The organism is Methylovorus menthalis, assembly GCF_020523625.1.
GTDB classification, from domain to species: domain Bacteria; phylum Pseudomonadota; class Gammaproteobacteria; order Burkholderiales; family Methylophilaceae; genus Methylovorus; species Methylovorus menthalis.
Map to the genome: position 1 here is coordinate 339,350 of NZ_JAJAQH010000001.1, position 22,215 is coordinate 361,564.

General features: G+C 56.0%; 19 protein-coding genes. 7 read left to right on the plus strand and 12 right to left on the minus strand.

Features of this window, described 5'->3' with window-relative positions:
- Positions 1-25: 25 nt before the first annotated feature.
- From LG204_RS01525 to LG204_RS01555, 7 genes are all read right to left on the minus strand, one after another.
- A complete protein-coding gene (locus LG204_RS01525; protein ID WP_230335631.1) occupies positions 26-2,206 on the minus strand; it encodes a chemotaxis protein CheA in 2,181 nt (726 codons plus the stop codon).
- Positions 2,207-2,230: 24 nt separating this feature from the next.
- Positions 2,231-2,551, minus strand: coding sequence for an STAS domain-containing protein (locus LG204_RS01530; protein WP_230335632.1), 321 nt, complete (start codon positions 2,549-2,551; stop codon positions 2,231-2,233).
- 37 nt (positions 2,552-2,588) lie between these two features.
- The gene (locus LG204_RS01535; protein WP_013443418.1) at positions 2,589-2,957 is read right to left on the minus strand and encodes a response regulator; all 369 of its coding nucleotides are present in this window, start codon (positions 2,955-2,957) and stop codon (positions 2,589-2,591) included.
- Between the two features lie 35 nt (positions 2,958-2,992).
- Positions 2,993-3,961, minus strand: coding sequence for a methyl-accepting chemotaxis protein (locus tag LG204_RS01540; RefSeq protein ID WP_230335633.1), 969 nt, complete (start codon positions 3,959-3,961; stop codon positions 2,993-2,995).
- Between the two features lie 524 nt (positions 3,962-4,485).
- Complete coding sequence (locus LG204_RS01545; RefSeq protein ID WP_230335634.1) at positions 4,486-5,865, minus strand: efflux transporter outer membrane subunit; 1,380 nt, start codon at positions 5,863-5,865, stop codon at positions 4,486-4,488.
- Entirely contained in the window at positions 5,862-8,993 is a 3,132-nt protein-coding gene (locus LG204_RS01550; protein ID WP_230335635.1) for a multidrug efflux RND transporter permease subunit, read from the minus strand. Before LG204_RS01550 ends, LG204_RS01545 begins: the two co-directional genes overlap by 4 nt.
- 32 nt (positions 8,994-9,025) lie before the next feature.
- Positions 9,026-10,177, minus strand: coding sequence for a MexX/AxyX family multidrug efflux RND transporter periplasmic adaptor subunit (locus LG204_RS01555; protein WP_268867965.1), 1,152 nt, complete (start codon positions 10,175-10,177; stop codon positions 9,026-9,028).
- Positions 10,178-10,295: 118 nt separating this feature from the next.
- On the opposite strand from LG204_RS01555, the gene LG204_RS01560 reads away from it, so the two are divergent.
- On the plus strand, positions 10,296-10,904 hold the full coding sequence (locus LG204_RS01560) for a TetR family transcriptional regulator (RefSeq protein ID WP_230335637.1): 609 nt from the start codon (positions 10,296-10,298) through the stop codon (positions 10,902-10,904).
- A 64-nt stretch (positions 10,905-10,968) separates the two neighbouring features.
- On the opposite strand, the gene LG204_RS14090 is transcribed toward LG204_RS01560, so the two are convergent.
- Together LG204_RS14090 and LG204_RS01580 are read right to left on the minus strand one after the other, a co-directional pair.
- The gene (locus LG204_RS14090) at positions 10,969-13,017 is read right to left on the minus strand and encodes a putative bifunctional diguanylate cyclase/phosphodiesterase (protein ID WP_328440772.1); all 2,049 of its coding nucleotides are present in this window, start codon (positions 13,015-13,017) and stop codon (positions 10,969-10,971) included.
- A gap of 264 nt (positions 13,018-13,281) precedes the next feature.
- Entirely contained in the window at positions 13,282-14,097 is an 816-nt protein-coding gene (locus LG204_RS01580; protein WP_230335638.1) for a ChaN family lipoprotein, read from the minus strand.
- Between LG204_RS01580 and LG204_RS01585 the strand changes: the two genes are divergently transcribed.
- The 3 genes from LG204_RS01585 (at position 14,084) to LG204_RS01595 (ending at position 14,751) form a co-directional block, all read left to right on the plus strand.
- Complete coding sequence (locus LG204_RS01585; protein WP_230335639.1) at positions 14,084-14,353, plus strand: hypothetical protein; 270 nt, start codon at positions 14,084-14,086, stop codon at positions 14,351-14,353. The genes LG204_RS01580 and LG204_RS01585 overlap by 14 nt on opposite strands.
- A complete protein-coding gene (locus tag LG204_RS01590; RefSeq protein ID WP_230335640.1) occupies positions 14,325-14,465 on the plus strand; it encodes a hypothetical protein in 141 nt (46 codons plus the stop codon). The genes LG204_RS01585 and LG204_RS01590 overlap by 29 nt, the downstream gene beginning before the upstream one ends.
- A 70-nt stretch (positions 14,466-14,535) precedes the next feature.
- Entirely contained in the window at positions 14,536-14,751 is a 216-nt protein-coding gene (locus LG204_RS01595; protein WP_230335641.1) for a hypothetical protein, read from the plus strand.
- A gap of 34 nt (positions 14,752-14,785) precedes the next feature.
- Here LG204_RS01595 and LG204_RS01600 read toward each other — a convergent pair whose 3' ends face one another.
- Positions 14,786-15,022 carry a DUF2798 domain-containing protein gene (locus tag LG204_RS01600; protein WP_230335642.1) on the minus strand — a complete coding sequence of 79 codons (237 nt, stop codon included), beginning with the start codon at positions 15,020-15,022 and terminating at the stop codon, positions 14,786-14,788.
- An 84-nt stretch (positions 15,023-15,106) separates the two neighbouring features.
- Positions 15,107-15,913 carry an SDR family NAD(P)-dependent oxidoreductase gene (locus tag LG204_RS01605; protein WP_230335643.1) on the minus strand — a complete coding sequence of 269 codons (807 nt, stop codon included), beginning with the start codon at positions 15,911-15,913 and terminating at the stop codon, positions 15,107-15,109.
- Positions 15,914-16,028: 115 nt separating this feature from the next.
- Between LG204_RS01605 and LG204_RS01610 the strand changes: the two genes are divergently transcribed.
- Both LG204_RS01610 and LG204_RS01615 read left to right on the plus strand, forming a co-directional pair.
- Entirely contained in the window at positions 16,029-16,970 is a 942-nt protein-coding gene (locus LG204_RS01610; protein ID WP_230335644.1) for a GlxA family transcriptional regulator, read from the plus strand.
- A 97-nt stretch (positions 16,971-17,067) separates the two neighbouring features.
- Positions 17,068-18,039 (plus strand): GGDEF domain-containing protein, encoded by a 972-nt coding sequence (locus LG204_RS01615; RefSeq protein WP_230335645.1) that lies wholly within the window; start codon positions 17,068-17,070, stop codon positions 18,037-18,039.
- A 1-nt stretch (position 18,040) separates the two neighbouring features.
- On the opposite strand, the gene LG204_RS01620 is transcribed toward LG204_RS01615, so the two are convergent.
- The gene (locus LG204_RS01620) at positions 18,041-18,580 is read right to left on the minus strand and encodes a YgjP-like metallopeptidase domain-containing protein (protein WP_230335646.1); all 540 of its coding nucleotides are present in this window, start codon (positions 18,578-18,580) and stop codon (positions 18,041-18,043) included.
- A gap of 318 nt (positions 18,581-18,898) precedes the next feature.
- Here LG204_RS01620 and LG204_RS01625 point away from each other — a divergent pair, with 318 nt between their 5' ends.
- Positions 18,899-22,165 (plus strand): EAL domain-containing protein, encoded by a 3,267-nt coding sequence (locus LG204_RS01625; RefSeq protein ID WP_230335647.1) that lies wholly within the window; start codon positions 18,899-18,901, stop codon positions 22,163-22,165.
- The last annotated feature ends 50 nt before the right edge of the window (positions 22,166-22,215 follow it).

Below are 22,215 nucleotides of genomic sequence, written 5' to 3' on the forward strand. Positions count from 1 at the left end.
AGCGTGCTGCTAATAGCATTTCTGTTTATGTCTTCTGGGTGATATGTTCATGCGCCGCATGCTCTGCTTCCTGCATCATGCTTGGCACATCCACAATCAGGGCAACCCGGCCACTGCCAAGAATCGTGAAACCGCCGATTCCCCTGATTTTGTTGAGTACCTTGCCTAGCGGCTTGATCACGGTTTGCAGCTCGCCCATCAAATGGTCTACCACAATGCCCATTTTTCGATCCCCGAACTGGACGACAACCACGTTCTCGCGCCTAGGCGGCTCGCCGTTGATCTCAAAGTGCTTGCGCAAGCGCAGGTAAGGCAGCACCTCGCCCCGCAGATTGATAAAGTCGGCATCGTTTTCCGCATCGTGGCCGGCTTGCGTCACCGGTAACTCAATGCACTCGATCACCATATCCAGCGGTACGACATAGGAAGAGTCACCGACCTCCACCAGGAAGCCATCAATAATGGCGAGTGTGAGCGGCAAGCGTATGCGCATGGTGGCGCCTTCCCCCAGCACTGATCGGATTTCAACCGTGCCACGCAAGGCTTCGATATTGCGCCTGACCACATCCATGCCCACACCGCGGCCGGAAAGATTGCTAACCGCATCGGCGGTTGAAAACCCGGGCTCGAATATCAGGTTGTAAATTTCATTTTCACTCATAATCTGGTCGGGCTTGATCAGCCCACGCTCCACGGCCTTGGCAAAAATTTTGTCTTTGTTGAGGCCGCCACCGTCGTCGCTGACTTCGATGATGATATTGCCGGAGTCGTGATAGGCATCGAGCTTGAGGGTGCCGACCACGGGCTTGCCGCGGGCAAGGCGCACCTCAGCTGGCTCAATGCCATGGTCCATGGAGTTGCGCACCAAGTGGGTCAGAGGGTCGCCGATTTTTTCCACCACGGTTTTATCGAGCTCGGTTTCTTCACCACTGATTTCAAGCTGAATATCCTTGCCCAGCTCGGCTGATACATCGCGCACCACGCGTTTGAATTTGCTGAAAGTGCCACCAATAGGCACCATGCGCAGCGAAAGTGCAGAGTCGCGTATGGTTTCCACCAAGCGCGAAATGGTAGAGGTGGATTCCAGCAGATGGGGCAGAGCTTCTTTCTGGGCAATCAGGCTGGCTCCCGAGCTGGCAATAATCAGCTCGCCTACCAGGTTGATGAGTTGATCCAGCTTGTTGGCATCCACGCGAATCAGGCTGGCTTCTGCCGTTTTAACGTCCTTGACGGCTTTTTGCTTGTCGAGGGCAGCAGCCACCACGACTGGCTGCACCACATTCTGCTCGATCAGCACTTCGCCGATAGGTTTGACCTGGTCAGGAGACTCCACTGTTCTCTGGCTGGCCAGGCCATCTTCCAGCTCTTGCCGGGTCAGGGTGCCGCATTTGATCAAGAGCTCGCCCAGACGCATGTCATCGGCGGGCATACTTTGAATCAGTTGAATGTATTCGGAAATCTTGCTGCGCGGCGGCAGGATGTGGATCTGGCTACCTTCGCGCACGAAGTCGAATACGCTTTCGATGTCGGCCTTGTCGGCGGTGGAGCTGAAGCTGATCTCGAAGCCGAGATAGCAGGTTTCAGGGTCCATGGCGTCCAGCGGCGGCAGGGTGTCGGTCAGGGTGACGATGCTGACGATTTTGCCCAGCGTGCCCAGATAACGGATGAACGAGAGGGGGTCCATGCCATTGCGCAATACATCCTGATTAAAGCGCAACGACAAATGCCAGTTATCGGTCTCAACTGGGGTGCCGCCTTCCGATTCATAAGGCGCATCGTGCTCCACCGGCAAGGTGGATGCACTCGGTTGTGGCGTATCGGAAAGATAGGTGGACAGACCTGCCTGCAGAATGGCAGAGCCTTCGAGCAGGTCGTTGTCAGGTTCCTTGAACTGCTCAAGATAGCTGACCAGCAGGCCGATGTGGTCACATACCTGCAACATCAGGGCGACCAGTGGCGGGTCCAGCGGGATTTCGTTATTGCGTACCTTGTCCAGCACGCTTTCGGCCACGTGGACAAAAGACACGATGTGGTCAAGGCCAAACAAGCCGGCAGAGCCCTTAATAGTGTGAGCCGCGCGAAAAATGGCGTTGATCGCTTCTTCGCTGGCCGGGGCTTCTTCTGCCGACAACAAGGCAGCTTCCATGCTTTCAAGCAGCTCGCGACATTCAATAATGAATGTCTGCATTGCGTCATCTAAACTCATTACAACCCCCAAAAACTATCGTTATTATTCGCTTGCAGTGAGGACGACCTGGTCGCCAAAAAAGCCTGCCAGGTCTGTCGCGTCCAGTACTTGCTGCACCGTCTCGCTATGACCGGTAATACTTAATGTGGACCCTGTTTGCTGCGATCGTAGTTTGGCCGAGACCAGCAACTGCAAACCCGAAGTATCAATTTCAGTGACATTGGTGAGGTCGAGCTCCAGCATGTGGCACTGGGTGACCGGTGGCATCAGGGCGGCGTGGTATTCAGCCGCCTCGAAAATCGTCATCTCACCTTCAATGACGACATGGCCCATGGCTCCGTTAATGTTGACAGTAATTGTCATGGCATCGCTTTCGTGGGTATCGAAGCCTGAGAAATGCTCAGGGCATAATCAGCTTGGAAACCGCCATGAGAAGCTGCGCAGGCTGAAATGGCTTCACCACCCAGGCCTTGGCACCTGCGGCCTGGCCTTCCAGCTTTTTGCTTTCCCCGGCTTCGGTGGTCAGCATGATCACCGGCGTGAATTTGTAGGCTGGCAATTGCTTGACGGCTTTCACAAAGGTGATGCCATCCATATTCGGCATATTCACATCACTGACAATGAGGTGCACTTTCTGACCGGTAAGCTTGGATAAGGCATCCTTGCCATCTGCACCTTCCAGCACGCTGTATCCCGCGCCTTCTAATGCCAGTCGTACTACCTGCCGCAGCGTCGTTGAGTCATCGACGATCATGACGGTTTTGGACATTTACTTCCCCTCTTTGAACATGGACTAAAAATGGTTTAAAAAAACGTAATTTCGTTATCCGCATCGTTATTCGGCAAGGCCGCAACGGAGGCATGGCCACTGTGGATATTGGTCTGCTCAGGCATGGTGTAGCTGTTCTGCATGCGGCCCAGCCAGGACTGTGGATCAATGTATGCAGTGCCGGATGCCACGTCCTGATGCAGCATGTTCAGCTGCTCTGACACATTGGCCAGGATCTGGCTTACGCGATCCTGGAATTGCAGCGATACCAGCACTTGGGCAATCTCGCCGCCGATATGCTTGCTCTCGCTGCGGGCGGTCTCGGCAGAAGCGGTCAATTCATCGGCCTGATGCTTGAATTTGCCCAGCACATCATTGATGGCGGTTTCAGCGTTTTGCACCATGAGCTGATCGTTTTCGGAATACTGCTTGGACATGGCCAGGGTTTCGGCAATGCCGCCGTTCACGCTCTGCACCTTGTCGGCAATGTTTTTACCTACCCGCGCCGAGTTGCTTGAAAGCTTGCGCACTTCATCCGCCACCACGGCAAAGCCACGGCCCAGCTCACCGGCATGGGCCGCTTCAATGGCGGCATTGATCGCCACCATATTGGTTTGCTTGGCGATCTGGCCCACCGTATTGGCGAGCTCCTGCAATTCGCGGGTCACGCTGGCAAGCTGCTGCACGGTGTTGAGCAGGATCTTTTTTTCTTCGAGGGAGTTACGCAGGCTGGTGGTGATGTCGTTCAGTTGGGACTGGCTATCGCGTAGCAGGCTGACGATGCCGTGTTCGTTGCCATTGCCTTGCGAGGATTTGATCGCGTTATTGATGCGCTGTGAGAGATTGGAGAAACGACTGACCAGCTGGCCGACCTCCTCCTCGGTATGTTGCCGGGCAAACTCAACCTGCCCTGCCCATATCGGCAAAGCACTGTAGCAAAGATCTGAAAGCCCTACGATTTCAGTCTGCCCAGCCTCCTGCGTAGCATCTTGCAGGGAGGTCATGCTGTTGTCATTTCCACTCACAATTAAATCCTTATTTATCAGGCAGCATAAAAGACTGCTCTTGTCGGGTGACAGGGTGTCAACCGTCTTAATGAGGATTTTCCCCGTATTTCAATAATGCAATCTATTGATAAGCAACAGGAAAAGAGTGCAGTTTAATCAATCAGCACCACTAACTAGACGGTGCAGAGCGTTATATTGGATCCCCAGATAAAAAACATGCGCACCCGTATTATCTTCACGCACTGTGTCAGCAGCGTTTAAATTAGATTACGGTCAGCGATGGCGATTCTTTAAATGGATTCTGAATTAATTGGAGAGAAAGGGCTTTCCCACGCGGGGAAAAGAAGAATAAAACCGATAAAATACAATTTGTTACAATTTTATCGGCGTCCAGCTAAAAAATATTGAATCGTTAAACATTATTCAACATTGAATAGCTTGGACACTTATTTTAAGAATTCTGCAGAACCCTGCGAAATGAGTATGCAATTGTTCAGAAATGAACGCAGAAGAAACACTGGCTAATGCCCACCCAAGGCTTTGTAGAGGCTGATTTTGTTGACCAAGCCGAGCTGTTTCAGCTGTACCAGCTGCTGATCAGACTCAAACAGGCTGCGTTGCGCATCCAGCAACTCCAGGTAACCTGCCACCCCGCGCTCATAACGGCGTGTAGCAAGCCGCAAGCGCTCGCGGTCCGCCTCGGCGATGCTGGATTGCAGGGCAATCTCGTCATCAATCTGGCGGCTGACGACCAGCACATCGGCCACTTCACGAAATGCGGTCTGAATGGCCTTTTCGTATTCGGCCACGGCCACATCCTTGCGCACCACTGCCAGATCAAGACTGGCCTTATTACGACCATGATTGAAAATCGGCAAGATCAGTTGCGGGGTAAAGCTCCAGACACGATCACTGCCGCCGCCAAACAGGCCCAGGAGGTCATCGTTGACCAGCCCGGCACTGGTGGTGAGTTGAATGCGCGGGAAAAACGCCGCACGTGCAGCGCCAATATTGGCATTGGCCGCGATCAGCCGGTGCTCGGCAGCACGAATATCCGCGCGCTGTTCCAGCAGTTGTGAGGGTAACCCGGCGGCTACGGTTTCCACCTGTACGCTATTGAGCGGCTTGGGTGGCATGGTATTGGGTGGGGCCTTGTCGCCCGTCAGCAGGTGCAGCGCATTGATCGCGAGTGCTTGCTCGCGCGCCAGTGCCGAGGCACTGGCCTGGGCGGTGCTGGCCTGAATCTCGGCTGTTTTCAGCTCAATGGCATTATCCAGCCCGCCTTCATAGCGCCGCTTTACCCGGCTGAGCGAAGCCTGGCGCGACTTCAAGGTGTCTTGCGCCAGCGTCAAGCGCTCGTTCAGGGCCAGGAGATTCACATACGCCGTTGCCTGCTCGGCAACCAGGCTGGTTTGCACGCTTTCGCGGGCATCTTGCGTGGATAAAAACTGCTCCAGCGCGGCGCTGGAGAGATTTTTCACCCGCCCAAAAAAGTCGAGCTCGAAGTCGGTGATATTGACGCCCGCCCGGTAAAAATCGGTATCGAATTTCTGGCCCTGCGTCAGCACACTACGGCTGCGTTCATAGCCCAGCGTGCCATTGATGGTGGGCAGGCGGTCGGCTTTCTGAATGCCATATTGCGCACGCGCTTCTTCAATGCGCAACACGGCAATGCGCAAGTCACGGTTATTCTCCAGCGCCAGCTTGATCAGTGCCTGCAGGTCCGGGTCCTGAAAGTAATGCGTCCAGTCCAGGGCTGACTCGGCAGCCTGGGTTTCTGTTGCCACCGGATAGGCTTCGGGCACAGGCAATGCAGGCCGCGCATACTGCGGTGCCAGAGAGCAGGCGCCCAGATTCAACGATACCAGCACGGCGACACACAAGGGTAAGCTTGTTCTCATACGGATGCTGCGTCCTTGTTAGACGGTTGAGACAGTGGCGGGCGTTTGATATAGCGCCCGATCAATGCAAAGAAAAGGGGAACCAGGAAGATCGCCAGCACCGTGGCAGAAATAATTCCGCCCAGCACGCTGGTGCCGATGGCCGATTGCGCCCCGGAGGCGGCGCCTGTCGCCAGTGCCAGCGGCAACACGCCGACGCCGAACGCCAGCGAGGTCATCACGATGGGACGCAAACGCTGGCGCGAGGCTTCGACGGTGGCGTCGATAATATTCATGCCGCCCGCATATAGATCCTTGGCGAATTCCACAATCAGGATGGCGTTTTTGGCGGACAGGCCTATGGTCGCGATCAGGCCTACCTTGAAGTAAATGTCATTCGGCATGTCGCGCAGGGTCACGCCGAGCAAAGCGCCGAGCACACCCAGCGGCACCACCAGGATCACCGATAACGGTATCAGCCAGCTTTCATACAAGGCGGCCAGCGCCAGGAATACGATAAGGATGGACACCGCAAACAGCATGGTGGCCTGGCTGCCAGAGAGCTGCTCTTCATACGACTGACCCGCCCATTGAAAGCCGATGCCCTGGCCCAGCTGCCGGCTCAGCCGCTCCATTTCGGCCATCGCCTCACCACTGCTACGGCCGGGCGCGGCGCTGCCATTGATGGTAAACGAGGGGTAGCCATTAAAGCGCGTGAGCTGTGGCGCGCCGGTGGTCCAGCTCATGCTGACAAACGACGACAGCGCAACGAACTCGCCCTTGGCGTTTCGCACTCGCAGATTATTGAGATCATCCAGACTCTGTCGGCTATGGCCCTGCGCTTGCACGATAACCCGGCGGATCTGGTTGCCATACACAAAATCGCCGATGTAATTGGAACCGAACATGGTCGCCAGCGTATCGTTGATTTCATCCATACTCACGCCCAGCGCACTTGCCTTGCGGCGATCAATATCCAGCCGTACCAGCGGCGCATCCGGCAGCCCGGCAAACATGAGGTTGGTCAGCGCTTCATTCTTTGCGCCATTCGCCAGCAGCTTGTCACGCGCCTCTGCCAGTGCCTGCACCCCGATATTGCCTCTATCCTGCAAGCGCAGGTCAAAGCCGCCGGTAGAGCCAAGCTCAGGTAGCGGGGGCGCATTCAGGGCAAAAATAGTCTGGTTGGGCCGTCCATAAAACTGCATGTTGACCCGATCCACAATCGCTTTCACCTGCTGTTCGACGGCGGTACGTTCCTTCCAGTCACGCAGCGTCACGAACAGCATGCCGCTGCTGGTACCGGTACCGTAGATACTGAAACCACCGACTTCAAACACGTACTCAATCGGCTCGTTTTTTTGCAGGTACTGGCTGATTTCACTCAGTACGGCGTCGGTTTCGGCCATGGTAGCGCCCTGCGGCAGCATGACTACCACCATGAAGTTGCCCTGGTCTTCATCCGGCAAAAATGCCGTGGGCAAGCGCACAAACAAGATCGCCACCACCGCGAGGATACTGCCGTACACCACCACCCAGCGCAGCGGCTTTTGCAGGATTTTTTTCGTACGGCCCTGGTAATGATCTGTCAGCCAGGCAAAGCGGCGGTTAAACCAGCCGAAAAAGCCGCGACTGCCATGCGATGCGCCTTGGGGAATCGGCTTCAGCAGCGTGGCGCAGAGCGCGGGCGTCAGCGACAGGGCAAGGAAGGCGGAAAAGGCGATGGACACCGACAGCGACAGCGAAAACTGCCGATAGATATTGCCCACGGCCCCACTGAAAAAGGCCATGGGGATAAACACCGACACCAGCACGACGGTAATGCCGATGATTGCACCACTGATCTGCGACATTGCCTTGACGGTAGCTTCGTAAGGCGAAAGCCCTTCCTCGGCCATCAGGCGTTCGACGTTCTCCACCACCACAATCGCATCGTCCACCACGATACCAATCGCCAGCACCATGCCAAACATGGTCAGCACGTTGATGGAAAAACCCAGCGCGTACATCACACTGAAGGTGCCCATGAGCGCAATCGGCACCACCACGGTAGGAATCAGCGTGGCGCGGAAATTCTGCATGAAGAGATACATCACCAGAAACACCAGCACGATGGCTTCGAGCAGGGTGTTGAGTACCTTTTCAATGGAGATGCTGACAAACGCCGAGGTGTCGTACGAAATCTGGTAAGTCACCCCATGCGGGAAGTACAGCTGCAGTTCATCCAGCGCCGCGCGAATGCGCTTGACCGTGGCCACGGCATTGGAGCCCGGCGCCATCTTGATCGCCATGCCCGCCGCGTTTTTGCCATTCACCTTGGATGAGAAGGAATAATCGCTGCTGCCCAGCTCTATCCTGGCGAGGTCTTTGACCAGCAGGGCAGAGCCATCGGCATTGGTACGCAGTTGCACATTGCCAAAGTCTTCCGGCGTGGCAAGCACGGCTTCAGACTCAATGGAGGCGCTGATGGGGGAATCTGCCGGCACGCCATTGGCACCGATCTGGCCAATGGTGACGCGTGCGTTGTAGCTGCGGATGGCCGAGGCGATATCTGAGGCCGTCACGTTGAGCGCTGCCATCTTTTTAGGGTCTGGCCAGATGCGCATGGCGTATTCCGGGCTGAAGGATTGCACCTTGCCCACACCCTGCACGCGCCGCAGCGTCTGGATCACATTGGCAGAGGCAAGCTCGCCCAGGTCCACTTCGCTGGTCGCCGGGTCATCCGCCGTCAACGAGACGATCAGCTGAAAACTGTCCGCCGATTTTTCCACGGAAATACCATTGCGTCGCACGATTTCTGGCAGCCGCACTTCGATGGTTTTCAGGCGGTTCTGCACATCCACCGCGGCAAGATCAGGGTTTACCCCCTGCTTGAAAGTCAGGCTCAGCCCGGCCGAACTCTGGCTGCTGGTGGCCGAGATATACATCAGCCCCTGCACCCCGTTCATCTCGCGCTCGATCACCGAGGTCACGGTTTCTTCCACCACGCGGGCCGAGGCACCGGGATACGTCGCACTGATATTCACCACTGGCGGCGCAATATCAGGGTATTGGGCAATCGGCAGCCCGCGTATCGCCAAGATGCCGGAGAGAATGATCAGGAGGGCGATCACCCAGGCGAACACCGGGCGGTCAATAAAAAATCTAGCCATAAATTTGCCTTGGGTTCTTTAAGTGGCTTGCATCAGGGAGTCTGGCCTGCGGCCGGGGTGACTTTTACCTGCGCACCCGGTGCCAGTGTGGCGACGTTGGTCGTGACGACGCGATCGCCTGCTTTCAGCCCCTTGATCACGATCCACTCGCGCCCTTGCATGCCGCTGGTTTGCACGTCCACCGGCACCACCTTGTCATCTTTATCCAGCGTCATCACCTGCGCTGATTGGGCAGTTCTGATCAGGGCATCGCGCGGGATCAGGATGGCATGCGGATTCACCGCCTGATCGAGCTTCACCTGCACATAGGCGCCGGGGAAAAGCTCGTGGGCTGGATTATCAAACAGGGCGCGCATGGCGACCGAATCCGTGGTGCTGTTGACGGCAAGATCGGAGAAGTAGAGTTTGCCTTTATGCGTGTACTCCGAGCCATCGGGCAGTATCAGGCGCACGGTAATCTGCCCCTGTTTCTTGCCTTGCACCTGCCCGGCGCGCACCGAGCGCTGCAACGCCATGACATCGGCCGCTGGCTGCGAGAAATTCACATAGATCGGGTCGATCTGATCGATGGTGGTCAGCGGGGTTGGGCTATCCTGCCCGACCAGCGCGCCCTCAGTGACCAATGCACGCCGGGCAATGCCATCAATCGGCGCCGTCACCCGTGCATAGCCCAGATCCAGATTGGCCCGGTTAAGCTTGGCTTTGGCAGACAGCAAGGCAGCACGGGCCGCCAGCTCCTCAGACGCCGCCACTTTGTAATCGCGCTGGCTCACCGACTGGTCGCTCACCAGATCCTTGTAGCGTTCCAGCTTGTCCACGGCATTGAGGTGATTGGCTTCAGCCTGCGCCAAGGCACCCGCCGCGTCTTCACGCGCCGCCGATAGCAGTTCGGGGTTGATCAGGAACAGCGGTGTGCCCTTTTTGACTTCCTGGCCTTCCTGGTAAACGCGCTCGGTGACAATACCAGCCACGCGCGCCCGCACTTCCGCCTGACGATAGGCTTCAAGCCGACCGGGAATCTCGGCCTCCATGGTCACGGGCGTTTCTGTCACCTGAATTGCCTGCACCTCTATAGGGGCAGCCCCAGCCGGTGCCGCCTGGTCGCCAGAGGAGCATGCGCTCATCAGCCCAAGCACCGACACCGCGGAAATCACCTTCCGCCACCCTGCTGGAGAAACACCCATATTTGCAAATTCCAACTTAAAAGAATGGGGCATGATAGCCCAGCGCAGATAATCAATCAATCGTGACTGATTAATTATCGGTGTATACTACACGCCTCCCTTGATGCGAGTTCATGCCTTGGCACGCAAAACAAAAGAAGACTCCCAGCGCACCCGCGACCTGATTCTGGACGCTGCCGAACACGTGATTTATGAGCGCGGCATGAGTCTCACCACCATGGCGAATATTGCCGATGCTGCCCAGGTATCCCGCGGTGCCGTCTATGGCCATTACAAGGGCAAAGTGGAGTTGGCGATTGCCATGGCAGAGCGTGCCATCCATCACGCACCGTCACTGGAACGCGGCCCGGAAGAGCCGGCGCTGGTTTACCTGAAACGCTATTGCCTTTCCGAAGTGCACTCTTATATCGACGCTAGCTCCCTGCAACGCGTGCTGTTCATCCTGTATGTGCGGATTGACGATACGCCTGAGCTGGTGAGCATCCGCGAAAGCTGGGAGCAAAAACGCGCCACCATCATCGCGCAGTGCCTGAAAGCCGCCATAGAGGAAGGCAGCCTCGCCGCCGACATTGATGTCGCGCTTTATTCGCTGTATGTCCAGGCACAGATTGAAGGCATTTTCAGCATTCTCTTCTTCAACCACAGCGCCGCAGAAAACAAATGGGAGATTGCCGAGCGCCTCTGCTCCATGGGGCTAGAGCGACTGACGCAGCAGATAAAACCCTAGCGTGGCCCAACATCAGAGCCGGCAGGATGCAGGCCCTGAGAGACATGTAAATTCACCGGCAGGGTCATGCGGCTAACAGCTGCATAAACTGCTCCAGCGGCAAGGGCTTGCTGAAGAGATACCCTTGCGCTTGCGGGCAGCCCATCTGATGCAGGTATCCTGCCTGCTCCAGGGTTTCAACCCCTTCCGCCACTACGTTTTTGTTGAGGTTGCTTGCCAGTGAGACGATCGCCTGCACGATCAGCGCGCGTTCGGCATTGTCCGTAATATCACTGGTAAACGAACGGTCGATTTTCAGTTCACTCACCGGGAATCGATGCAGGTAGCTCAAGGCAGAATAGCCCGTGCCGAAATCATCAATCGAGATACACAAGCCCATGGCATTGAGGCTTAGCAGCATGCGCTGGATGTTGTCGGTGTTCTCCAGCAGCAGGCTTTCAGTGATTTCCAGCTTGATCCAATCGGTGTGGCAGCCAGTCTCGGCGAGGATGGTTTGAATGGAAGACACCAGGTCATTGTGCAGAAACTGGCGCGTGGATAAATTGACGGCGACGGTAACCGGCTTGGTGCGGCGGCTATTCAGCGCTACCGCCACCTGGCAGGCAGAGCGGAGCACCCATTCGCCTATCGGGATGATCAGCCCAGTCTCCTCAGCGATACCAATGAACTTGTCTGGCATGATGAGTCTGCCAGACTCATGCTGCCAGCGCAGCAAGGCCTCGGCGCCAATGATCTCACGCGTGGCAAGATCAACTAATGGCTGGTAATGCAGCAGGAATTCTTCTTTCTTGAGTGCAAAGCGCAGGTTGGTTTCTACCTCGCGACGCTCAGCGGCCTTGACCGTAAGATCGGCCGAGTAGAACTGGAAATTATTGCGCCCCAGATGCTTGGCATGAAACAACGCCGAATCGGCATATTTGAGCAGATCATCCACGGCGTGACTATCCGAAGGGTAAGCGGCAACGCCCAGGCTGGCGGTGACGAAGACTTCATGGCCGTTCACCAGAAAAGGCTGGTCGAAGGCCAGCAGCACCTTGTCAGCCACGCGGGTAATATTTTCCGGCACGCGCATTTCAGAGACCAGAATACCGAACTCGTCCCCCCCCAGGCGCGCGACGGTATCGTAAGGCCGCACGCACTTTTCCAGGCGGTTGGCGACTTCACATAACAGTACATCGCCCAGGGCGTGGCCCAGGGTATCGTTGATTTCCTTGAAGCGATCCAGATCCAGCATGATGAGGCCAAATGGATAGGCATGGCGCTCGGCTTCGGCGATGGTCTGTCCGATACGGTCAATCAGCAGCGCGCGATTAGGCAGCTTGGTCAGCGTATCGAAATAGGCCAGGTGATGTATGCGTTCCTGATATTCGTAGGTCTCGGTGACATCCTGCCCCATGCCAATCACGGCAATCGGGGCACCGGCACCGTCCAGCTCGGCGGCCAGCCAGATATGGATGATCTTACGTGTGCCATCGGGGGCATGCCAGTGCAGGTCCATTGCCGCTGATCGCCCCGTGCGAAACACCTCGCTTACTGCTTTTTCGTAGCCATAAGCCGAATCACCACCGGGAAAATCGCTAGGGGTTTTCCCCAGCAAATCCCCTTCACTCACTTCATAAAAATTGACGGTTTTCTGGTTAACAAAGGTACGCCTGCAGTTCGTATCAAAACGCACGATCAGGTTGGGGGAGTTTTCAATGAGGGAGTGGTATTCGCGTTCACGGCGGATGGCATCGGTCACATCACGCGCATACCCCAGCGTGCCTTCGACCTTGCCATCAATGAGCAGGCGGGATTTATAGGTCTCGATCCAGACATCCTGTCCATCGGCAGTGTGCAAACGATTAAGTGTGCCCACCGGCTCTTCGCTGTCCATGGCTTGCCGGTCACCTTCTACATATTCCTGCGCCAGCTCCGGCGCAAAAAAATCATAATCCGTCTTACCTTCCAGCTCGCGCGGTGAAGAGACTCCGGCAACGCGGGCGTACTCACGATTGGCCGCCAGCAAGCGACTGTTCGCGTCTTTCAGCCAGACCATGAAAGGAAAGTTATCCAGCAAGGTGCGCAGATATTTTTCTCTAGCTGTTATTTTTTCTTGCGCACTACCCAGCATCAAGGACCCTTTTCAGCAAATAAACAGCAATAAAAGAGGACAAGCCTGTGATGAACATCACCAAATTTTTAGCAATGTAATACGTTATAGGACATTTAGTGAACAACTTTTATAAGGGGCTTGCAAAAATATGTCAGTCGCCGATATTGCGCAAGATAACTTCATATAGCCGAACGGCCTGATTTCATGCACTCCATCGGGATTAATGCCACAAACAGAATTTCTAACGCCTGATCATGGGGCCATGCGATCAAGTAACGGCGATCACTGACAAGGATCCGGACGATCCTGCGCGGGGGTGATCCACACATAATCATATTGGCGACGCAAGCTATCCAGCTGGGTCATCAGTTCTGGATTCTCTTCCACAAAACCAACCACGCGCAGGTGTTGCCCCGGGAGCAGGGACTGATAAATCACCGGTATCCCATAATCGCGCCGCACATGGTTATTGCCCGCGACCAGCACCGCCATGCCGGAGCCAGCCTGCAGGGCAGTGAACATGGCGGCATCCCGCGCACGCTGCGCCAGTAACATGGCGGGCAAATGCTGGGTCGGGAGCTGACCACAATGTCCATCCAGCAGATCCTGATTCAGTGTCGCCACCGCAGACGGCGACAAGGGTGCCTGCTGGAGGATGCTTGCCAGCGGCGCTGGCAAGGCAGATGCGCCCTGACGCGCAATACTCCTGGCTTGCTCCGGCGCCAGATTGCCGCCAGTGAGTGATATCCCGGCATCGCGAATGGCGGCAAACAAGCCCTCATGGGCGGGCCACTGCCAGCTTTTTGCATTGAATCCGGCGTGTTCCAGATCGGCCAGCAAGGAGCCATTCCACTGCACCGTTTGCCCGGATTGCAGATGCTCGGCAACCACATGGAGCATGGGCGTATTCTGTTTGAGTTGCTTCAGCAATTCGCCGCGCCGCTGGTGATGCAGCGCATTGTCATGGACTTCGCCCAACAGCAGCACATCTTGCTGCGCGAGATCAGCGGCCAGCTCTGCCGTCGAAACCGTCTGCCCGTTAGCCAGATTGATAATGCGCTCGGCAGCCATGGCTGGCGCCGTGATGAATAAGCTCATCCACAGCCAGCTGAAAAAAACGGCACGCTGCCACATCGCTTTCTCCTTAAATATCCATCATGGATTTGAATTGTTATCCAACATGACGCGCACAAGACCTGATGGTTCAGCCAGTGCAATGCAAGCAGAAGTTATGCAGCGCGCGCGCAAGGAACCGGCCATAGACGCCTTGCCCCTAAGCAGACAAGATAAGCAGGCCAATGTGTATGGCGCAATAGGAGAACCTCATGGATCAGGAAATATCCGGCAAGCTTGATGCCATTAATACCACGCTAAAGAATATTCATCGGCAAATGCTGTGGGTATTCTGGCTGGTTGCCGTATTTGCGCTGCTGTACTTCGGGCTGTTGATTTACCTCTTGGCGTGAACTTTAACCCCGCCTCCAGGCATTGATTCGCCATCCCTATCACCACAAAATTCCACAACGAAAGCCCATCATGACCCGATTACCGATACCCGACGAACAAGCCGCTCTAGCGGCCTTGTTGCGCAAACAGCAAGCTGCGGAGGGTGGAACAGAAACGCTTTCCATCGAAACGCTCGGGCAATACACCTGCTTTTGCAAACTGCGCGCGTTTTGTGCTGACAAGAGCGCCGAGAGTTGTCTGCGCGAGCGCAATCTTTATCAGGAGTTTGTTGACGCCGGGCGTTGATCACACCCCCATAACTTGAAGTTTGAGGCAGGGATTACTCGGGCGCGACGATGCGCTCCACCAGCCGCCCGACCAGGGGCGCCACCAGCAAAATCGCCAGAAAAACCACAGGCCATGCCGTGCAGAAGGCATGCCACCATTCCCACATAAAGCCAGCATGCCAGCCAATATGCCGCAACGTGAGGGTGCCGGAAACCAGCATGACACTCAAGGCCGACATCACTGCTGCAAACACGATAGGCCGAAAGCGGCGCGGTATTTTCCAGGACATGAGCTTCCTTTCAATCAACATTCAAATGCCAGATAAAACACCGTGGGCTCAGGGTCACCCCCGAGCCCACGGTGTTCGGCGGAATTACTGACGCACGGCTTGCAAATAACGGGCGGCAGGCTGTTTATGAGAAAGGTTAGGGCGCAGATGATTGCGCGCATCCACCAGGCGAGTCCAATCCGCGGCTTCGGGCAGGGATGGGATAGTGACCACTTCGCCCAGATCAAGTCCGACCAGTGCTGCATCGACCATGGTTTCAGCAGGCATGACGATCTCTTGTGGCAGATGGTTAACGGAGAAACCGGCACGATCCCACAGCTCGGTATGCGTAGCGCCGGGCAATACCGCTTGCACGCGCACGCCCTTGCCGGACAACTCGTGATGCATGGACTCGGAAAGATTCAGCACATACGCTTTGCTACCGCTGTAGCTGCCATTCAGCATATCCGGAGCCAGCGCCACAATTGAGGCGATATTGATGATGGTGCCATTGCCGCGCTTGACGAAGCTGGTGGCGGCCGCCGCAGCCAGGTGTGTCAGCGCTGTGACGTTGAGTGAAATCATGGTGTCGATCTGGTCCAGGTTTGAATCCAGCAGCGAGGTAACGGCGGCAGTGCCGGCATTGTTTACCAGCACGCGAATATCGCTATCGGCTTGCAGCTTTTGCTTTACCTGCTCCAGGTCTTGTTTGCGCGTCAGGTCAGCACCCAGAATTTCTACCTGGCGACCTGTTTCGGCATGCAATTTGTCGGCCAGCGCCTGCAGACGGGTAGTATCGCGGGCCACCAGCACCAGATCGTAACCGCGTCTAGCCAGGCGATCTGCATACACAGCGCCGATGCCGGAAGATGAGCCAGTAATGAGTGCCTTGCCTTGGGTGGATGTCGTCATGCGTTTCTCCTTGGATAGTGAATTTAAGTAGGTGTTTAAATAAGCGATTGACGAGAGTCAGTATATGCACGTACTCTATGTCTCAAATGTCATTTAACCCACTTTTTGAGACATCATGATGCGTATCGGATTTGTTGTGTTCCCCGGCTTTCAGATTCTGGATCTGGCGGCGATGACCGTGTTTGAGATGGCGAATATCGTTAGCCACCAGGCGGTTTATGAGCTGCATCTGGTTTCCGAACATGGCGGTGCCGTCACCAGCTCGACCGGGGTGAGCGTGCTCACCGATGCCTTTGGCGACCAGGCCTTTGATACGGTCATCATGATGGGCAGCATCGGCATTCATGCTTCAAGCCCAGGGTTGCTCGACTATCTGCAACAGGCCACTGCTCAAAGTCGCCGTATTGCCAGCATATGTACAGGCGCCTTTATGCTAGCCGAGGCCGGCTTGCTGGATGGCTTGCGTGCCAGCACGCACTGGCGGCATGCACGCGAATTGCAGCGCCGCTACCCCAAGGTCAAGGTGGAAGAGGACCGTATCTTCATTCGCGAGGGCAAGGTGTGGACCTCGGCAGGGATGACGGCATGTATTGATTTATCGCTGGCGCTGGTCGAAGCCGACATCGGGCTTGACGCGTCGCGCACCATTGCCCAGCGCATGGTGGTATACCACCGCCGCACTGGCGGCCAATCGCAGTTCTCGGCCTTACTGACACTGGAACCGAAGTCGGACCGCATCCAGACGGCGCTCACCTATGCGCGCAGCAATCTGCACAAGCCACTATCTGTGGATGATCTGGCCGATGTCGCGCATCTGAGTCCGCGTCAGTTCAGCCGCGCTTTCCGCGCCGAGACCGGGCAATCGCCTGCCAAAGCCATCGAAAACCTGCGGGTGGAAGCGGCCAAATCCATGATAGAAACTGCCCGCCACCCGATTGACGTGGTGGCCCGGGAAACTGGCTTTGCCGACCCGGAGCGCATGCGCCGGGCCTTCATTCGTACCCTGGGCCATCCACCGCAAGCCATCAAGCGCATGGCCCGCACGCAAACCCATTGAGTGGTGTGAATATCATCTTCAGCGCGGTATATGGCCAGTCGTTGCTTGCGCTATACGCGATGCCAACGTATTACTCTAAAATATCGGGAATAAGCCCATGACACCGGACAACGAGTCACCAGCCAAGATGAGCGCGCCCTTAATACCACCTGAAGAAGACAGTACCGTCTATAAAACCCTACTGGAATCCACCAAAGCAATTCCGTGGAAAATAGACTGGAGCACCATGACCTTCAGTTACATCGGCCCGCAGATTGAGTCGCTGCTGGGTTGGGCGCCCGAGAGCTGGGTGAGCGCAGGCGACTGGGCCGCACGCATGCACCCGGAAGACCGCGAATGGGTGGTGGATTATTGCGTATCGCAATCCCGTTCTGGCATCGACCATGAGGCGGATTACCGGGCGCTGACCAAGGATGGCGAATACATCTGGATCCGCGATGTGGTGCATGTGCTGCGCAATGCCGAGGGCGAAGTTGAGGCACTCATCGGTTTCATGTTCGATATCAGCGAACGCAAGAAAACCGAAGAAAAATTGCTGCAATTGCAAAAAGAGCTCGAAGAGCTGTCTTTTCAGGATGGCCTGACGCGGGTGGCCAATCGCCGCATGTTCGATTCCATCATCCAGGTGGAGTGGACCAATGCCCGACGTAATAGCCAGCCGCTGTCACTCATCATGCTGGATATCGATTACTTCAAGCAGTACAACGACCATTACGGGCACATTCAGGGCGATGATTGCCTGAGGCAGGTGGCCGAGGTGTTGAGCGGTGCCGGTACGCGCGCCAATGATTTCTTTGCACGCTTTGGTGGTGAGGAGTTTGTGCTGGTGCTGCCTCAAACCGATAGCGAGGCCGCCAAAAAAATTGCCGAGCGCTGCCGCAAGCTGATTTTCAAGGCGCAGATTCCCCACGAAAAATCCCTAGTGAGCACCGTCCTCACCATCAGCGTGGGGGTGGGCACGGTGATTCCTGGCTATCAGGATGAGCCCGTGGACTTCATCAACACTGTGGATCAGCGGCTTTATCAGGCCAAACAGCTCGGCCGCAACTGCATCGTCAGCGGCACCTGAGTCAACAAAGCGCCGCTCTGGGCTCCCATAGCGGCTCGCCGCCTGCATCCAGATAGGTCAGGTACACCCGCAAATCGAACTCCAGCTGGTGGTATTGCGGCTCCATGTAGCAGCACAACTGGTAAAACGCCTTGTCGTGGTCGCGCTCCTTGAAATGTGCCAACTCATGCACCACGATCATGCGCAAGAATGCCTCCGGCATGCTGCGAAACAGCCCCGACACATGTAGTTCGCGCTTGGCCTTGAGCTTGCCACCCTGCACCCGTGAAATAGCCGTATGTGTCCCCAGTGCATGCCGCACGATGTGCAGCTTGCTGTCGTATGCCACCCGGCTGAGCTGGCCGCTATTACGCAGGTACTCCTCTTTTATCCTCATCACAAAATCGTAAAGCCCTTTATCGGTGCGGATGGCATGCGGCTCTGGATATTTCGCCATAAAAATCTCCGCGAGTTTTCCCTGGCGAATAATGTCCAGCGCCTGTGTGACAAGGCTGGCAGGATAAGCAGCAAGATAGTGGCTGGTGGGGGTCAAAGGCGGCATGATGGGCAGGTGAAAAGGGCTGCTGCATTTTACACCTGCAGATGGTGATCAAGGACTATTGCACATCCCCGGCAAGTTGTTTAGGCTTGCAGCTCACGCACCCGAAGGGCCTGAAAATAATAAAGCAGGGCATGGGGTTTGCTCAGTTCAGGCTGGCTTTGCGCCGCCCCATCTCTCTTGAATATTGGCACAACTACATTGCGCGTCGCTCTTAACATCCGTTGCTCAGGTTTCGCTACCGGTGTCATTCGCCGTGTGGTGACAGCCTTCTTGTGGCCCCACATCAGATGGGTTTTTCATCCGCTTGCCCTGTGGCTGATGCTTGCATTGGCTGGCCTGCATGCACTCACTGCTCATGCTGGCCCCCAGGTGCTGCGCGTCATTACCGACGACAATTACCCCCCATATCTGTTTCGCGATGCCAGCGGCCATCTGGAAGGTTACCAGATGGATCTGTGGAAACGCTGGGAGCAGGAAACCGGCATCAAGGTCGAGCTGACCGCCACGCATTGGGATCAGGCCCAGCATGCCCTGCTCAACGGAGAAGCGGATGTCATCGACATGATGTTCCGCACGCCCGATCGCGATGCGACCTATGACTTCTCATCGCCTTATGCCAATCTCCCGGTCGCCATTTATAGCCACGCCAGCATTCCGGGCATTGCCTCAACACATGATCTGCGCGGCTTTTTGATTGGTGCCCAGGCAGGTGATGCCTGTATTGAGCGGCTACGTGCGGACTCGGTAACGAATTTCAAGCTCTACCCTGATTACACCTCGCTGATTCAGGGTGCGCTGGATGAGCAGGTAATGCTGTTTTGCATGGATGAATACCCGGCAAATTATTACCTCTACAAACTGGATACCACTCACCAATATCGCAAGGCTTTCCAGCTTTACCAGGGTCAGTTTCATTACGCAGTGAAAAAAGGGGCAACAGAGACACTGCGACTGGTTGAAGAAGGCATGGCGCGGATTCCGCGTGAAGACAAGATCGAGATGTTCCAGAAATGGGTGGGCCAATCGCCGATACTGCTGCCATATAGTCGTTACATTGCGCCAGGCCTGGGCCTGCTGGCGCTGGTCGCCGCGGTAGTCTTTCTGTGGATTTTTCTGTTAAGGCGAAGCGTTCAAACCAAAACCGCCGAGCTCGCCAGCCAGCGCCAGCGATTGCAGCAGATTATTGATGGCACGGCAGCGGGTACCTGGGAGTGGGATATCCGCAGCGGTGACTGCATCGTCAATCCGCGCTGGGCCGCCATGCTGGGCTACACACCAGAAGAGCTGGAGCCTTGTACCGCCGACAGTTGCCGCGCGCTCTGCCACCCAGACGATCTTGAGCAAGTGATGCAGGCAGTTGAGGCACACCTTAATGGCAGTACGGAATACTTTGCCAGCGAGTCACGTCGTCGCCATAAAAACGGGCACTGGATATGGGTGGCAGACCGCGGACGCGTCACCCATCGGTCACCCCAGGGTGAAGCGCTGACCATGAGCGGCACGCGGCTTGAAATCACCAAGCTCAAGCATGCGGAAACCGCACTCAAACAGGCGGTGGAGCAACAAAAAACCTTTATCCAGCAGGCGCCGATCTGTGTGGCCATGTTTGATCGCGACATGCGTTATCTGGCCTGCAGCAATCTATGGCAACAGGAATTTGGCCGCCAGCACGGCAACCTGCTCGGCTTGAATCACTATGAAGCACACCCCGACCTCCCGCAGAAATGGCGCGTGGCGCATCAACGCGCGCTGGCAGGCGAGCAGCTGGAAGAGGAAGAAGACTTGTGGATACGGTCAGATGGCCAGCATCTGTGGACACGCTGGATGATCACGCCATGGCTGGATGACCATCAGACCATACAGGGCATCATCATCGCCTCCGAAAACACCTCCGCCCGCAAGCAGGCCGAAGAGGAATTACGCCTGGCGCATACGGTATTCGAGCACAGCAGCGAAGCCATGCTGGTGACCGATGCCGATAACAACATCATCACCATTAATCCGGCCTTTAGCGAGATGACGGGATACTCACTTGAGGAAGTCGTTGGCAAGAACCCGAAAATCCTGAGCTCCGGACGGCAGGGCAAGGAGTTTTACCAGGAGCTCTGGAATACGCTGGAAACGGCAGGGGAGTGGCGCGGCGAAATATGGAACCGCCGCAAGAGTGGAGAAGAATATGCCGAATGGCTGGCCATCAACAATATTTATGGCGAGGACGGCAAGCTGTTCCGCCGGGTGGCGCTATTCTCCGATATCACCGAGAAAAAACGCGCCGATGCCCTGATCTGGAGCCAGGCCAACTATGACTTGTTGACGCAACTGCCCAACCGTCGCCTGTTCAGCGACCGCCTGCAACAGGAGATCAAGAAGTCGCAGCATGACCATAGCCAGTTTGCGTTGCTGTTCATTGATCTTGACCGCTTCAAGGAAGTGAACGACACCCTGGGCCACAGCCACGGCGATTACCTGCTGATCGAAGCATCACACCGCATTCAGCGCCATCTGAAAGAAACCGATACCGTCGGGCGACTGGGCGGCGATGAATTTACCGTGATCATTGCCAACCTGCCTGACCCCAGCGTCATGACGCTGATCGCGCAGCGTGTGCTGGATGCGCTCGCTGCGCCATACGACCTCGAAGGTGAAATTGTCTACATCTCAGCCAGCATTGGTATTACCGTCTTCCCCGAAGATGCGACCACCAGCGCCGAGTTGCTGAAAAATGCCGATCAGGCCATGTATGAAGCGAAAAAGAATGGCCGCAACCGCTTCAGCTTTTTCACGCCCATGATGCAAGCCATGGCGCAGACCCGCATGCGCATGATGCGTGATCTGCGCAATGCGCTTGGCCTGAACCAGTTCATGGTCTATTTCCAGCCGATTGTGGATATGGCCAGTCAGCGCATACACAAAGCTGAAGCGCTGATACGCTGGCAACATCCGGAACTAGGCTTTGTCAGCCCCGCCGAATTCATTCCTCTGGCTGAAGAAACCGGCCTGATACACGAGATAGGTGACTGGGTATTCCAGCAGTCGGCGCAGCTGGTCAAGCAATGCATCCCGATCGTGGGTGACGATTTCCAGGTGAGCGTGAATAAATCCCCGGTGCAGTTCCGTGACCGCACACAGGCCCACCAGGACTGGATGGAATACCTGAGCGGACTGGGCTTGAGCGGGCACAATATCGTGGTGGAGATCACCGAGGGCCTGCTGCTCAATGCCGACAGCGGCATCTCGGACAAACTGCTGCATTTCCGCGATGCAGGCATGCAGGTTGCCATTGATGATTTCGGCACGGGCTATTCATCGCTGTCCTATCTCAAAAAGTTTGATATTGATTACCTCAAGATAGACCAGTCCTTCGTGCGCAATCTGTCGGGAGAAGGCGAAGACCTGGCTCTGTGCGAGGCGATCGTCACCATGGCACACAAGCTGGATTTACGCGTGATAGCCGAGGGCGTGGAAACTACTGCACAGCGTGACCTCCTGGCCCAGATCGGGTGTGATTATGCTCAGGGTTATCTGTTCTCAAAACCGGTGCCGAGGGAGGAATTCATGCAACTGCTGGAACGATCCATCGCCTGATCGTGCCTAACAGGCATACACTGCACATCGGCAGCCTGCCTGAAAAAACG

Excerpts from the sequence above, each read along its gene's own strand:
- LG204_RS01525 (WP_230335631.1), bottom strand. The coding sequence starts at position 2,206 with ATGAGTTTAGATGACGCAATGCAGACATTCATTATTGAATGTCGCGAG.
- LG204_RS01530 (WP_230335632.1), bottom strand. The coding sequence starts at position 2,551 with ATGACAATTACTGTCAACATTAACGGAGCCATGGGCCATGTCGTCATT.
- LG204_RS01535 (WP_013443418.1), bottom strand. The coding sequence starts at position 2,957 with ATGTCCAAAACCGTCATGATCGTCGATGACTCAACGACGCTGCGGCAG.
- LG204_RS01540 (WP_230335633.1), bottom strand. The coding sequence starts at position 3,961 with ATGACCTCCCTGCAAGATGCTACGCAGGAGGCTGGGCAGACTGAAATC.
- LG204_RS01545 (WP_230335634.1), bottom strand. The coding sequence starts at position 5,865 with ATGAGAACAAGCTTACCCTTGTGTGTCGCCGTGCTGGTATCGTTGAAT.
- LG204_RS01550 (WP_230335635.1), bottom strand. The coding sequence starts at position 8,993 with ATGGCTAGATTTTTTATTGACCGCCCGGTGTTCGCCTGGGTGATCGCC.
- LG204_RS01555 (WP_268867965.1), bottom strand. The coding sequence starts at position 10,177 with ATGGGTGTTTCTCCAGCAGGGTGGCGGAAGGTGATTTCCGCGGTGTCG.
- LG204_RS14090 (WP_328440772.1), bottom strand. The coding sequence starts at position 13,017 with ATGCTGGGTAGTGCGCAAGAAAAAATAACAGCTAGAGAAAAATATCTG.
- LG204_RS01585 (WP_230335639.1), top strand. The coding sequence starts at position 14,084 with ATGAATAAGCTCATCCACAGCCAGCTGAAAAAAACGGCACGCTGCCAC.
- LG204_RS01580 (WP_230335638.1), bottom strand. The coding sequence starts at position 14,097 with ATGAGCTTATTCATCACGGCGCCAGCCATGGCTGCCGAGCGCATTATC.
- LG204_RS01590 (WP_230335640.1), top strand. The coding sequence starts at position 14,325 with ATGGATCAGGAAATATCCGGCAAGCTTGATGCCATTAATACCACGCTA.
- LG204_RS01595 (WP_230335641.1), top strand. The coding sequence starts at position 14,536 with ATGACCCGATTACCGATACCCGACGAACAAGCCGCTCTAGCGGCCTTG.
- LG204_RS01600 (WP_230335642.1), bottom strand. The coding sequence starts at position 15,022 with ATGTCCTGGAAAATACCGCGCCGCTTTCGGCCTATCGTGTTTGCAGCA.
- LG204_RS01605 (WP_230335643.1), bottom strand. The coding sequence starts at position 15,913 with ATGACGACATCCACCCAAGGCAAGGCACTCATTACTGGCTCATCTTCC.
- LG204_RS01610 (WP_230335644.1), top strand. The coding sequence starts at position 16,029 with ATGATGCGTATCGGATTTGTTGTGTTCCCCGGCTTTCAGATTCTGGAT.
- LG204_RS01615 (WP_230335645.1), top strand. The coding sequence starts at position 17,068 with ATGACACCGGACAACGAGTCACCAGCCAAGATGAGCGCGCCCTTAATA.
- LG204_RS01620 (WP_230335646.1), bottom strand. The coding sequence starts at position 18,580 with ATGCCGCCTTTGACCCCCACCAGCCACTATCTTGCTGCTTATCCTGCC.
- LG204_RS01625 (WP_230335647.1), top strand. The coding sequence starts at position 18,899 with ATGCTTGCATTGGCTGGCCTGCATGCACTCACTGCTCATGCTGGCCCC.